The following is a 12,396-nucleotide window of genomic DNA, read 5'->3' as shown; positions in this document are numbered from 1 at the left end:
TTATTTTTAATATTTCAATTTAAAAACTTTTGAATTAATAATACTGCAACTTCAAGTTCCAGTATTATTCATGATCTAGGTATCCGATTTGCTTAATTATAACAATATTCGCTTACCGCATAGTCGTGTGTGCTAGTACTCGCATTTAGGCTTTGTTGTACTAAATAGCTTCTGCCCGCTTCAAGGCCTAATTTATGATCAAAACGTAAATCGTTATTCGAGCTGCCTAATAATTTGCTGTGTAGTTTTTCATTTGCAAAAATTTGTATTATTTCTACATCATCCGGTGGACTTGCAATAAACTCAAGCCCATCTAAGTAAGCTTGTTCGTGCTGTATTAAGTAGTCTAATGTTTTTGGACAATAACCTGCTGCAGAGGTAAGCAATCTTAGTTTTTGAACCCACGCAGATTGCGCTTGAAAATTAGCGTCAACCGTTCTTATTACCACAATCTTACGAGCACCTCTGTTATAAGCTTCTCGTACTGGTAATGGCGCGGCTAAGCCGCCGTCTAGATAGAAATCGCTTTGAGTTTGTTCTTCAACTAAGTGGGTTTCGTTCGCTGCTTTTGCATTTAACCAAGGTGTTAATTTTACGCCTTGTTTGTATAAAAACGGCAGTGCGCTGGAAGCCTTTAACAAATCACGCCATTGCTGACTTTCACCTGTTGGCGATAAAAAGTAAGCTTTTCTATCTCGTGCATTAGTAGCTGTTATAAGTAGTTCACGCTCACCTAAACTAGTTTTCGCTGTTTTGAAATCTATGGCTCTGTTTACCTCGGTGGTTTTGTCAAAGTACCAATCTAAATCAACTATATGCTTACCCACTAATCCGCGACCAAGCTGAAAAAAACGTTTGTTACGCGAAAGCCCTCTAATTAGGCGTTTGGCATAGCCTTTCTGACGCGCTAAGTAACTAGTTAAATTTTGCGAACCTGCAGAGGTCCCAATAAATAAGTCGAATGGGTCATACTCTTGCTCTAACCAAGCATCAAGTACGCCAGCTGTGAAGATCCCTCGCTGCCCGCCACCTTCAGCAATCAGTGCAACTTTTGGTTGCGCTGTTTTGTTAACTGAATTAGCTGTTGCGCTATTTAGAGACTTCACGGTGAACCTACCTTTATTTAATGATGTTTGGTTTAATACACACATTATAAAAAATAAAAGTGATATCTTAAAATTGATTGTTTAAATTAGTTCGATTGATAAAATAGAACGGTATGTAAAGCAAAATAAATGCTAAAAATAGCAATCAATTTTACTTTGAATATTTAAATAACAAATACAGACATCACTTAAAGTTAATAAAATGAGTTAAAAAAGTTTAACTTTTGATGATGTCTGTATGTTAACAAGCCCAGAGTGTACGCTTGCTTAACTAACTATATTTTAGTGCTTTATTTCCATTAAAATTTCGAGTGCACGGTGGCGTTTTTCACTATCGAATACGTCGTTAGTAAATATAAACTCATCAACTTTTAGCTGTTTCGCTATCATCTCTAACTTGTGTTTAATACTTACATGTCCGCCTACTACGCTTAGACTTAAAAAGTTATCTACATGAGCGCGTTCTTGTTCGCTCCACAACCCGTCCATACTTTCAACAGGTGGTTTTAGCCACAGCTCGTTACCCCGTATAAGTTCGAGCACACGTTGCTTAGAAGTAGTCGACAAGTATTGCGCTTCATCGTCGGTGTCTGCTGCCACTAAAGGCAGTGCAAGCATGACGTAAGGCTTATTAAGTACGCTTGATGCTTTAAATTCGCGCTTATACAACGCTATTGCATCATGCACAAAGCGCGGTGCAAAATGCCCAGCAAATACATACGGTAGCCCTTTTTGCGCCGCTAGCTGCGCGCTAAATAAACTCGAGCCTAATAACCAAATAGGAACGTTTGTATTCTCACCCGGTATAGCACGTATAGGATGCGTACCATTGTAAGGACCTAACAATGTTTGCAGCTCAGTTACTTCACCTGGGAAGTTTTCTGCGCGGCTCATATCGTTGTTTAGTGCACGACTCGTTACAGGATCGCTACCTGGGGCACGCCCTAGCCCTAAATCTATTCGCCCAGGATATAAGCTCTCTAATGTACCAAATTGTTCAGCAACAACTAATGGGGAGTGGTTTGGCAGCATTATACCACCTGATCCAACGCGTATCTTTTTGGTATTACCCGCTATGTGACCAACCAAAATAGAAGTGGCCGCACAAATTATACCTGGCATATTATGATGCTCAGCAAGCCAAAAACGGTTAAAGCCAAGCTCATCAGCACGTTGGGCGTATTTAGTACTTTTATGAAGAGTGTTAGTAACGCTGTCCCCTTTGATCATGGGGGCAAGTTCTAATAACGAAAAAGGAATGGAATTTAACAAAATAGCAGCTCCTAAAAATGCATGCTAATAATGGATTACATCATTAACATAAAACACTTAAATGGGTTTGCAATTAGCTCAATTCAAGTTACGCAGAGGTATTAAAGCAAAATAGGTATATGTTATTTTGCTCTAAGGTATTCAGGCAAGCTGTGCATCACGTTGGCGCTGCTTTTTATAGCCTTCTGAATCCACGCCTTTTTTCCAATAACCTGAGGAAACAATATTACTGCGCGGTATATTAAATTGCTCTATTAACAATGCTTTTGCTTTGCGAACAAGCCCAGCCTCTAATGCCATAAATACAATGGGAGGCTCTACTGTAATGTACAAACTTTTAAGTGCGCTTAGCATTGCTGTATCAGCACTATCGGTGATTACCCAGTTTATGTCGCGATTTGTTTCTAAATCAATAATATCTTGCTCAGTAGGCGCATGTACAAAAGCATCAATTTTTGAAGTTAAAGGTAATTGCTGCACATACCCTTTTATTGCATTTACCGATGTTAAATCGCCTAGTAATACATAATGCGAATGCTCATAATTATCTAGCTTTTTAGGGCCTGGCCCTGCAATACCTAGCTCGTCGCCTACTTTTGCAATTTTAGCCCAGTCAGTTGCAGGGCCTTGGTGCATATTTATAACAAAATCAAGTGTTAGCGCACCTGTTTGTGCATCTACATGCCTTATTGTATATGACCGTACACAGGCTGTTTTTAAGTTAAAATCCACTTCACCATTTTTTGGGAACAGTACTTTTACATAGTTACCAATGTACTGTGAGGTTAAGTCTTTAAAATCATCAGAGCCTACAACAATACACTGTAGGTGGGGTGTGATTTGCTGTGTACTTAATACGTTGGCTTTGCGAACTTGTTTACTCATGTATTACCTCGTTTTACAAAACTTAGACTTTAATAGTTGGCTGCTATAAAAAAGCAGGTATTGCACAACGCCCCATTGGTTGATAAAATCAACTATAGCAAACTAATTGACTTTGTCAACTATATTGAGAGTTCTATGAATACGCCTTTATCAAATACGCTGTTTGAATTAATGCAAAATTACCGTGTAACAATTCGCGAAGCAATTAACGCAGGCGAACTTGGTATTAATGCTATGCACGTACGCTGCATACATATTATCGCAAACGTAAATAACTGTACGGCTAACGATATTGTTACTAAAACGCAGCGCGATAAAGCGCAAATAGCACGTTTAGTGAAAGAGCTTATTGGCTTAAATTTAATTAATAAACAGGCGAGCGAGCACGATAAACGCTGTTTTATTTTGTCGCTTACAGAGCAAGGTAAAGTTCTTTTTGATAAGTTATTAGCCTCAGAGCAAAAAATAAATAATCAAATGTGTAAAAACTTAAATCCTCAACAAATCAAAGACTTCTTAGATACCGCACAACAAATGATCAAAAATATGGATTGATCAGCCATACATTTCTTGGCATAACTTACACAAAACGCATATACTGTACACTTATACAGTATATGCGTTTTAGGTTGAGTTATGTTTGTCATTCCCATTTATATAGAAGCAGGCGTGTGCGGTTTTGAATCCCCTGCTGCACAGTATTCTGTGCATGGTGTATCGCTTGATCAACTGTTAATAAAACATCCCGATGCAACCTTTATAGGTATAGCATCGGGATGTTCTATGCAAGAAGTGGGTATTTTTGAAGGCGATTTACTGGTAGTCGACCGCGCAGAGCAAGCTAAAGATGGCGATGTAATTGTTGCTAATTTAAACGGTTTATTTGTGTGTAAGCTGCTTGATAAGACAAATGTACGGCTTTTATCGGCATCACCTTTGTATCAACCAGTACAAATAACACCCACTGACGAGTTTCAATTAGAAGGAGTGGTTAGTTTATCAATAAGAATGCACCGCCAAAACTCTGAACTACTGTCATGTATGCTTTAGTTGATGCCGTGTCGTTTTATGCCAGTGCTGAAAAAGTATTCGATCCTGCAATTCGTTCAAAACCAGTGGTTGTGCTTACTAATAACGATGGTTGCGTGTGTGCAATGTGCCCTATTGCACGGCATTTAAATATTCCTAAATTTGGCCCGTACTTTAAAGTTAAGCATTTACTTGAGCAAAACAACGTTGTTATTCGCTCTAGCAATTACGCGCTTTATGCTGATTTAAGCGACAAGATGATGAATATTATTGGCCGCTTTTGCGATACACAACACATATACAGTATTGATGAATCGTTTTTGCACTTTAATGGCTACACATCGTTAATTAAAGATTGGCATGAATACGGCCATACAATAAGACGCACTGTGTGGCGCGAAACAAAGCTTCCTGTAGGTGTAGGTTTTGGCCCAACCCCTACTTTAGCAAAAGCCGCTAACCACGCCGCTAAAAAGCTCAGTGGCTTTAATGGCGTCGCCGTTATAGACAACGAAGCAAGTAGGCAAGCTATTTTGCAAAGAATGAGCTGCCAAGATGTATGGGGGATAGGTAAACGCTTAGCAAAAAAGCTAAAAATAATGAACATACATACTGCATGGCAACTAGCACAACAAAACCCTAAGACTATACGCCGTGCTTTTAGCGTTGTAGTAGAACGCACAGTAAATGAGCTTAACGGGATAACTTGTTTAAACTGGGATGACGTACGACAAGACAAGCGTGAGATATATTCAACGAGAAGTTTTGGAGAGCGTATAAGCGAGCCTACCGCACTTAAAACGGCGCTAATTAACCATGTAACCACAGTGGCTAATAAACTAAGAGCGCAACGTTCGCTCACTCACCAGCTTTATATTTTTGCAGCCAGTGGCGCGCACGAAAATAGATATTATAAAAGGTCGTTTGTGTATAAGTTTCCCACACCCACTAACGATACCTGCGTGATGGCTAATGCTGTATCTAAGGTATTTGATCAAATATACCAACCTACAGTTAGATTTTATAAATGCGGTGTAGGCGCTTTAGAGCTAACTTCACAGCAATTTCAGCAAAGTGATTTGTTTGATCAACGCAGTGACAACCCACAATTAATGAACTGCCTAGATGCCATTAATACACGATACGGTAAAGGAATGCTTAGTTTAGCTAGTAGTAAACTAAATGAACGCTGGCATATGAACAGAGATTTTTTATCTCCTCAGTACACCACTCGCTGGCGTGATATACCCAAAATATATTGTGAATAATTAAAGCTACTTTATTTACTATTACTTTGCTTTTTAAACGTACATTCAACACTTGGCTCACTTAACGTATATTTAAGCGTGTTGTTAGCTAAAAATTGAATGTTTTGTCTGATTGTTTTTTCATTTACGGTGTCTTCACAACGGCTCATTCTTAAGCCGTTATCTAGGCCGTCACTTTTGTACTTTAACGAACTAGTGATAAAACAAAAATTCGGCTTTTTAACTGTTTGTGTGCCATTGTGTAGCGAACCAAATATAATTTGTTCACCAAGCTTAAAGCCTGCACTTGGATTATTTTTCTCTAATAAACTCAACTCACTATCAACGCACAATGCAGAGTTAGTTGATAGCACCTCATAAGCACCCAATTTTGATTTTAAAAGTGGTATAAAGCGGGTTTTATTGCTTGGCTCAGAAAAAGCATTTGCGCTTGTAAAAGCAACTGTTAATAAAGCGAGTGTTATGTATTTCATTTTGTAGATATATCCTCGTGAGTCAGCGTGTTAAATAATAGCAAAATGCCTAATCACTTAGCTTTTATAACTTTTAACAACTATAACAGAGATTTACTATAAAAGGAGAGAAGTCGCACTACAGGAAGTAGATACTGCATTAACAATCATTTTGTTGTTGGTACTGTTTATATACGGACTCGAACAACAAAATGATTAACGTGCTATTGCTACTGCCAGTACTTTGCAAATAATAAAGGGTAGCTTTGCTTTAAAAACTTAGGTTTGTCTTTAAAACGTTTACCGTTGGGTTCATCGCTGCCTGATGGAATAAACGGTAATTCATCTTCATTGCGATCTTCAAATAATAAACCAGCAATTAAGTCATATTCATCGATGTATGGATAAGGTTGCTCGTTTAAATAGTAAACAGGCGTACACTGTGCAATCGAGTCGGGATCCACTAGCGCATTTTCAAAAACAGTTTTACCTCGAGAAATTAACCAACATCTAAACTCACTAAAACCGTAGTCGTCATTACATCCAGCCATTACAAAAGCGGCACCAAACAAATCCCAGGTAAAACATTTACGCATATGTATGCCAAAGTGCTTATCAAAATCAATAAGGTGTTGATCGCTTAAATCATTAAGTTTAGTTTTTAGGTTATCGCTCACACTTTGTGGGTCGAGTCCTAAATCAGGTGTTGTTACTAATTCCCAAAAAGCCTGCTCTGTTAACGCTGCCATTATAAAATCTCTTTTACTCGGCCAACTTGACCATCTTCTAAACGTACTTTAATGCCGTGTGGGTGATTTGGTGATTTTGTTAAAAGGCGCTCAACAACACCTTCGGTTAATGTACCGCTGCGTTGATCTTCTTTTAATACAATATTTACTGTTATGCCTGGTGAAATTTGCGAACGCGTAGGAACGGCCATAATTGAAACCTTTAAAGTAATTTATGTAATTATAAACATCACTGTGCTGTCAAACCAACTAAACCACTATTAATTGGCAAAAAATAAAATCTGTGCTGGTTTAATATTCAGTTTAATACTCGCCAACTCCGTAAATATGATATCCGCTAATTCATCAAGCTGAGGTTTAGCAGCGACAAGCGCAATATCGTTATTAAAATAGCACTGCACCTTTAACGTGCTCTCCTCATTACTTAAATCGACTGTGTGTGTTAAATAATTAAAGCCAACTACTGTTTCTTTTATTGCTTCACACGCAACAGTTAATGCTAAGCGAATTTGTTTCTCTCGCTGCTTTTGTGTTTTAGTCATAAATAATCACGCAACTTATTTCGTCTCTGCTTTTTGCTTTTTTTTAAACTCTTCGTAATTAGAGTCTTGTTTATTTAAGCATTCATAATATTCTTTATCTGCTTTATAGTTACATTCATTAAGCCGCGCCGATTGAAACTCATGAAAGCGTGCGTCTGAACTGCAACCAGCTAACAGGCATAATCCAATAATCGGTAATGCACTATTTTTTAGTTTATTGATAAACATTAAATTTCCTTACACTTTCGATATCAAAAAAGCGTTAAATTATGGCAATATTATTGTATATTAGCGCGATAAAACCTTACTTTTCACAGGACCCCTTATTATGATGTCGCAGTTACAAACGTCGTTTCAGCGTATAGACAAAAGCAAGATATTTCAATCATTTGTTATAGCTGTCATTATTGTTTCTGCCCTTACTGTAGGTGCACATACTTATTCACTCCATCCAACCGTAGAGCTTGCCTTAAATTGGATGGACATTGGCATTACCGCCTTTTTTTTAATTGAGTTAGTAATTCGCTTTATTGCAAGTAAAGGTATAAAAAACTTTTTTTCTAAAGGATGGAATATATTTGATACCATTATAGTACTTGGCAGTTTATACCCTGCTGCAGGCTCTACTATGTTAATTGCGCGATTATTACGAATATTTAGAGTGTTACGGTTAGTCTCTATGATCCCAGAGTTACGCTTATTAGTAAACTCACTACTCAAAGCAATTCCACAAATGGGCTATATAGCGCTGCTCATGTTTGTTATTTTTTATATTTACGCCGCAATGGGCAGCATGATGTTTGCTGATATTAACCCTGTCCTTTGGCAAGACGTATCCATTTCAATGTTAACTTTGTTTAGAATCGCCACATTTGAAGACTGGACCGACATAATGTACGAAACAATGGCGGTATACGAGCTAAGTTGGGTTTATTACCTAACGTTTATATTTTTAACCGCTTTTGTCTTTTTAAACATGATGGTAGGTGCCATTTTAGAAGTTATGGGTGAAGAGCATCGTAATGCACGAGAAGAACTTGCTGATAATGACTCGCTGCCCGCAACACAAGGGCAAGTAAACGAATTAAAAACGCAAATTGCGGAGTTAAAAGTAATATTAGAGAAAAAGGCCTAGATCTGTATAAGTGGCACCTGTCTCTATAAGGTTTGGTGCCACTTAAGATCCATTAGAATAAACCGCCCTATTCATATTTGCTATTTTTCAGCTTGCTGCTTTTTTGTATTTTCAAATGATATAACGTCATCTATTTTCATATTAAATGCATCAAAAAAGGCATTTTTTAAAACCGATACAACAGCTTGAAAAGTCGAAACATCAGTATTATTTAATTGCCCTTCAATAGGAATACGTGCTGCAACGAGCTTTGATTCATCGCTTTCAAGTATGCTGCTGAGTAAATCAACACTCCCCTCAAATATGGCCGTAAATACCCCATCATCATCTTTTTCAATGTCTTCACGCCAAGAGAAGACTCGTAAGTTTTGAACACCTGCTTTTACGTAACCCGTTAAATTATTATCTTTAGCCACAAGTTCCATAGCGCCATCTATTCCACCAGCTTCAATATCAAATGGTGTGTATACTTTAAAGACAGTGTCGAGGTTTTTAACTGAAAAGCGTTGCACTTCAGCATTTAAATCAAAATTAGCCTGTTTGCTAAAAGGATTAAGCTTGCCACTGAGCTTTAACATCGCCTCTCCCATTAGTTTTCCTTCAATGTTTAACGATGTTACAAGAGGATTTTCTAAATTTTGTGCATTTGTGATATTTTTAATGCGAGCATTAATATTTGATACAAAAGTGGGTTTCTCCGTATTGTTAGTCATATTAACTAACGTTACTTTTCCTTGTTTAACCATCAAACTATCAATAGAAAACAAAACTAAATTATTTGCAAGTCCAACCCATGTTGTTTCATCTTTTACTTGTTGATTTTGCTCTACTGTATTGGGATCTTTATCATAAATAACAATTTCTGGGCGAGTAAACACCATGTTAGTCACTACATTGCCTTTAAGAAGTGCTGACCATGCAAGTGAAAAATTAAGTGTTTCTACACCAAGTAATGGTTTAGGGGCAGAAACGGAATCGACAGCATAAATTTTTATATCATCAATGGCATAGGGCCCTTTGTATAAAAACAAATCAACATCGCCTACATGTCCAGTAATACCTTGAGTGTGTTTAAGTTGATAATTTACATAATACTGAATCGCATGAGGTGCAGCGATCCTGATAATAAGGGACACCAATAAAACAACAACCAAAGCATTAAACCATTTACTGAATAAAAATTTAGAAGATAAACTCATTTTAATTTCCTTTATATGTAGCTCAGTAAGTAATTAAAATATGTAAAAACAACATACAATTGTAAAAACACCACGTATACACCGCTTTAAACACCCCAAAATAAAGTTATTTCTTATCAATAACGGCTTTACTAAAATTTATAGCAAGCGCTATACCAGTGTTATAAATAGCTTTAGACAGTTAGCTATGCTTAGCGGAAATAATTGCGTGAAAGTAACTCGAATAAATAAATATACTCAACTAAAGTTAAGCTAACGCGTCTTAAAATAGAGCATATATGAACCCACTTTCTTACATATTAGTTACTCTTCTTTTGACCAGTATTATCTGGGCTATCATTTTTTTAATGTCTTGGTTCACTTTAGGTAAAAAGCAATATGCATTACTTTGGACTGGTGCTTTTACTCTATCAGTATGTCAATGGGCAACTATTTTAGGCAGTTCACTGTTCTCCTCAGATATAACTGCATGGATGCTGGCAAGTAGTTTCTCAGTTGGCTCAGTGCTACTTGGCACGTGGGGACATTGCATTAGAGTAAATTCAAGCATACGTATTCGATATTTAATTTTTTTTGCCATAATCACACTTACAGCCGTTTATTACTTTAAAGCTGTAAATGTGCATGTGGGCCTGTTTATGTCCTTGTATATTTATTACGATGTTATTTTGTTGATGCTCAACGCTGCGATCATTCTAAAGCATAAGCAAAAATCACTCCCTGCAGAAATAGGTGCCTCTATTACTTATATTTTATGCGGAATATTTTTATTTTTTGCCGCCACGGTAGCGCTTATGCAAGGCAGTCAAGTTAATCGTGAATACATTGAGTTATACAACCTTATTAATTTTCTTACCGTCCCTACAGCACATGTTGGTATGGCTGTATTTATCATATTTATTATGGCTTCTGATCTGGCCGACGAAATGGAAAATTTAGCAATGACAGATGTACTAACAGGTTGTTTAAACCGTCGAGGATTTTATCAAAAAAGCCAAGCCAAATTAGCTGAAAAATGCACTGAGCAATACATGAGTTTAATTTATTGGGACATAGATAACTTTAAAAAGATAAATGATGATTACGGCCACGCTAACGGCGACTCAGTGCTCATTGAAGCGGTAAAAAGAGTCACTAGTCACATAAATACGAATGACTTATTTGGTCGAATTGGTGGTGAGGAATTTGTTATACTCGCAACCAGTAACAGTGAAGAAGAAGCTAAAGCAATACCAGAACAGCTAAGACTTGCGTTAGCAAATGAGCCTTTTGATCTTAACGAGCAATCTATTAATGTCACAGCAAGTTTTGGAGCAATCAACATACAATGTCACAACATGACTGTTGAAAGTGCAATAAATCAAGCCGATAAAGCCTTATATAACGCTAAACATAAAGGCAAAAACACCGTCGTTTATGCATAGTGTAAAATTAAGCCTGTAAGTTATTAACCTTTACATTAAAAAGGGTTAGTGTTTTGCCAACCCTTTTTAATGATGCTTAATTATTAAAATACATTACGACTAACCAACGATAATGCGCAGCATACGACGAAGTGGCTCTGCTGCTCCCCATAAAAGCTGATCGCCGACTGTAAATGCGCTAATATATTTTGCTCCCATTGCTAATTTACGAATACGGCCAACAGGAATGTTCAAAGTGCCTGTTACTTTCACTGGGGTTAAATCTGTGGTGCTAATTTCACGTTCGTTAGGGATAACTTTTACCCATTCATTATGAGACGCTAATATTTCTTCAATTTTTTCAACGCTAATGTCTTCACGTAGTTTAATGGTCATCGCTTGACTGTGGCAACGCATAGCACCAATACGTACACACAAGCCATCAATTGGCACCGGTTGTTTAGATGAGCCCAATATTTTATTTGCTTCAACTTGCGCCTTCCATTCTTCTTTAGATTGGCCGCTTGGCATAGGCACATCAATCCAAGGAATTAAGCTCCCAGCTAAAGGGACACCAAACTGATCGTGAGGTAAATCGTTTGCTGCCATTTTTTCACTCACTATTTTATCAATTTCTAAAATAGCGGAGCTTGGATTGTCAAGCTGCTGTGCAACACTTGCATGAATAGCGCCCATTTGTGCAATAAGCTCTTTCATATTACGCGCACCTGCGCCAGAGGCCGCTTGATAAGTCATTGGGCTTACCCACTCAATTAGCTCTTGCTCAAATAAACCACCTAAAGCAAGTAACATAAGTGATACCGTGCAGTTGCCCCCAACAAATGTTTTAGCACCTTGCGCTAAACCTTGTTCAATTACATCTTTGTTTACAGGGTCGAGTACAATAATACTGTCGTCGCTCATACGCAGTGCAGAAGCGGCATCAATCCAGTAACCATCCCAACCCGACTCGCGAAGTGCTGGGTATACCGCATGGGTGTAGTCACCACCTTGGCAGGTAATAATAATATCCATTTTAGCAAGCTCGCCAATATCGCTTGCATTAAGCAATGGTTTTGCATCACCCGCTAAATTGGGGCCTAATTGGCCGGTTTGTGAGGTGGTAAAAAAAGTAGTATCGATTAGTGCAAAGTCATTTTCTTGTTGCATTCGCTCTAATAAAACAGAGCCAACCATGCCCCGCCAACCAACCAAGCCTACTTTTTTCATTGTTTGTTCCAAAGTTTGAGTCATAAAAATTACCTAATTCATTAAAAATTAAAATTCATTGCGTGAGATTTAATTTTCATTAACGTCAAAATAACACCACCAGCAGCCTAAAACTAGTGAATAAAC

The 12,396-nt window shown here is 37.6% G+C and carries 15 protein-coding genes; 5 read left to right on the top strand and 10 right to left on the bottom strand.

The features are described 5' to 3' along the window. Positions 1-92: 92 nt before the first annotated feature. The 3 genes from ACJJVZ_RS03235 to ACJJVZ_RS03225 all read right to left on the bottom strand — a co-directional run bounded on the left by ACJJVZ_RS03235 (position 93) and on the right by ACJJVZ_RS03225 (position 3,263). Positions 93-1,106, bottom strand: coding sequence for a patatin family protein (locus tag ACJJVZ_RS03235; RefSeq protein WP_405598098.1), 1,014 nt, complete (start codon positions 1,104-1,106; stop codon positions 93-95). 282 nt (positions 1,107-1,388) lie between these two features. Further along, positions 1,389-2,378 carry an LLM class flavin-dependent oxidoreductase gene (locus ACJJVZ_RS03230; protein ID WP_405598095.1) on the bottom strand — a complete coding sequence of 330 codons (990 nt, stop codon included), beginning with the start codon at positions 2,376-2,378 and terminating at the stop codon, positions 1,389-1,391. Positions 2,379-2,519: 141 nt separating this feature from the next. Continuing rightward, positions 2,520-3,263 (bottom strand): siderophore-interacting protein, encoded by a 744-nt coding sequence (locus tag ACJJVZ_RS03225; protein ID WP_405598092.1) that lies wholly within the window; start codon positions 3,261-3,263, stop codon positions 2,520-2,522. 135 nt (positions 3,264-3,398) lie between these two features. Here ACJJVZ_RS03225 and ACJJVZ_RS03220 point away from each other — a divergent pair, with 135 nt between their 5' ends. From ACJJVZ_RS03220 to ACJJVZ_RS03210, 3 genes are all read left to right on the top strand, one after another. Further along, positions 3,399-3,818, top strand: coding sequence for a MarR family winged helix-turn-helix transcriptional regulator (locus ACJJVZ_RS03220; protein ID WP_182703167.1), 420 nt, complete (start codon positions 3,399-3,401; stop codon positions 3,816-3,818). Between the two features lie 81 nt (positions 3,819-3,899). Continuing rightward, positions 3,900-4,313, top strand: a complete 414-nt coding sequence (locus ACJJVZ_RS03215; protein ID WP_405598089.1) for a S24 family peptidase — start codon at positions 3,900-3,902, stop codon at positions 4,311-4,313. Continuing rightward, the gene (locus ACJJVZ_RS03210) at positions 4,301-5,560 is read left to right on the top strand and encodes a Y-family DNA polymerase (RefSeq protein ID WP_405598086.1); all 1,260 of its coding nucleotides are present in this window, start codon (positions 4,301-4,303) and stop codon (positions 5,558-5,560) included. The genes ACJJVZ_RS03215 and ACJJVZ_RS03210 overlap by 13 nt, the downstream gene beginning before the upstream one ends. Before the next feature lie 11 nt (positions 5,561-5,571). On the opposite strand, the gene ACJJVZ_RS03205 is transcribed toward ACJJVZ_RS03210, so the two are convergent. The 5 genes from ACJJVZ_RS03205 to ACJJVZ_RS03185 form a co-directional block, all read right to left on the bottom strand. Then, positions 5,572-6,033 (bottom strand): hypothetical protein, encoded by a 462-nt coding sequence (locus ACJJVZ_RS03205; protein ID WP_405598083.1) that lies wholly within the window; start codon positions 6,031-6,033, stop codon positions 5,572-5,574. Positions 6,034-6,242: 209 nt separating this feature from the next. Beyond that, complete coding sequence (locus tag ACJJVZ_RS03200) at positions 6,243-6,761, bottom strand: DUF4240 domain-containing protein (RefSeq protein ID WP_182703163.1); 519 nt, start codon at positions 6,759-6,761, stop codon at positions 6,243-6,245. Continuing rightward, positions 6,761-6,952 carry a YwbE family protein gene (locus ACJJVZ_RS03195; protein WP_007377588.1) on the bottom strand — a complete coding sequence of 64 codons (192 nt, stop codon included), beginning with the start codon at positions 6,950-6,952 and terminating at the stop codon, positions 6,761-6,763. The genes ACJJVZ_RS03200 and ACJJVZ_RS03195 overlap by 1 nt, the downstream gene beginning before the upstream one ends. Before the next feature lie 69 nt (positions 6,953-7,021). After that, positions 7,022-7,303 (bottom strand): hypothetical protein, encoded by a 282-nt coding sequence (locus ACJJVZ_RS03190; RefSeq protein WP_405598080.1) that lies wholly within the window; start codon positions 7,301-7,303, stop codon positions 7,022-7,024. Between the two features lie 15 nt (positions 7,304-7,318). Further along, the gene (locus tag ACJJVZ_RS03185) at positions 7,319-7,531 is read right to left on the bottom strand and encodes a hypothetical protein (RefSeq protein WP_405598077.1); all 213 of its coding nucleotides are present in this window, start codon (positions 7,529-7,531) and stop codon (positions 7,319-7,321) included. Positions 7,532-7,631: 100 nt separating this feature from the next. Between ACJJVZ_RS03185 and ACJJVZ_RS03180 the strand changes: the two genes are divergently transcribed. Further along, positions 7,632-8,438 carry an ion transporter gene (locus ACJJVZ_RS03180; protein WP_282130963.1) on the top strand — a complete coding sequence of 269 codons (807 nt, stop codon included), beginning with the start codon at positions 7,632-7,634 and terminating at the stop codon, positions 8,436-8,438. Positions 8,439-8,518: 80 nt separating this feature from the next. On the opposite strand, the gene ACJJVZ_RS03175 is transcribed toward ACJJVZ_RS03180, so the two are convergent. Continuing rightward, positions 8,519-9,637 (bottom strand): DUF748 domain-containing protein, encoded by a 1,119-nt coding sequence (locus tag ACJJVZ_RS03175; protein WP_405598074.1) that lies wholly within the window; start codon positions 9,635-9,637, stop codon positions 8,519-8,521. A gap of 347 nt (positions 9,638-9,984) precedes the next feature. On the opposite strand from ACJJVZ_RS03175, the gene ACJJVZ_RS03170 reads away from it, so the two are divergent. Then, the gene (locus ACJJVZ_RS03170) at positions 9,985-11,061 is read left to right on the top strand and encodes a GGDEF domain-containing protein (RefSeq protein WP_405598071.1); all 1,077 of its coding nucleotides are present in this window, start codon (positions 9,985-9,987) and stop codon (positions 11,059-11,061) included. 99 nt (positions 11,062-11,160) lie between these two features. Here ACJJVZ_RS03170 and asd read toward each other — a convergent pair whose 3' ends face one another. Continuing rightward, complete coding sequence (gene asd, locus ACJJVZ_RS03165) at positions 11,161-12,294, bottom strand: aspartate-semialdehyde dehydrogenase (RefSeq protein ID WP_405598068.1); 1,134 nt, start codon at positions 12,292-12,294, stop codon at positions 11,161-11,163. Between the last annotated feature and the right edge of the window lie 102 nt (positions 12,295-12,396).

The organism is Pseudoalteromonas sp. Ld19 (assembly GCF_045064135.1).
GTDB classification, from domain to species: Bacteria; Pseudomonadota; Gammaproteobacteria; order Enterobacterales; family Alteromonadaceae; genus Pseudoalteromonas; species Pseudoalteromonas aliena.
Note: the sequence above shows the minus strand (reverse complement) of the source record. Positions and strands in the feature narration are given on the sequence as shown.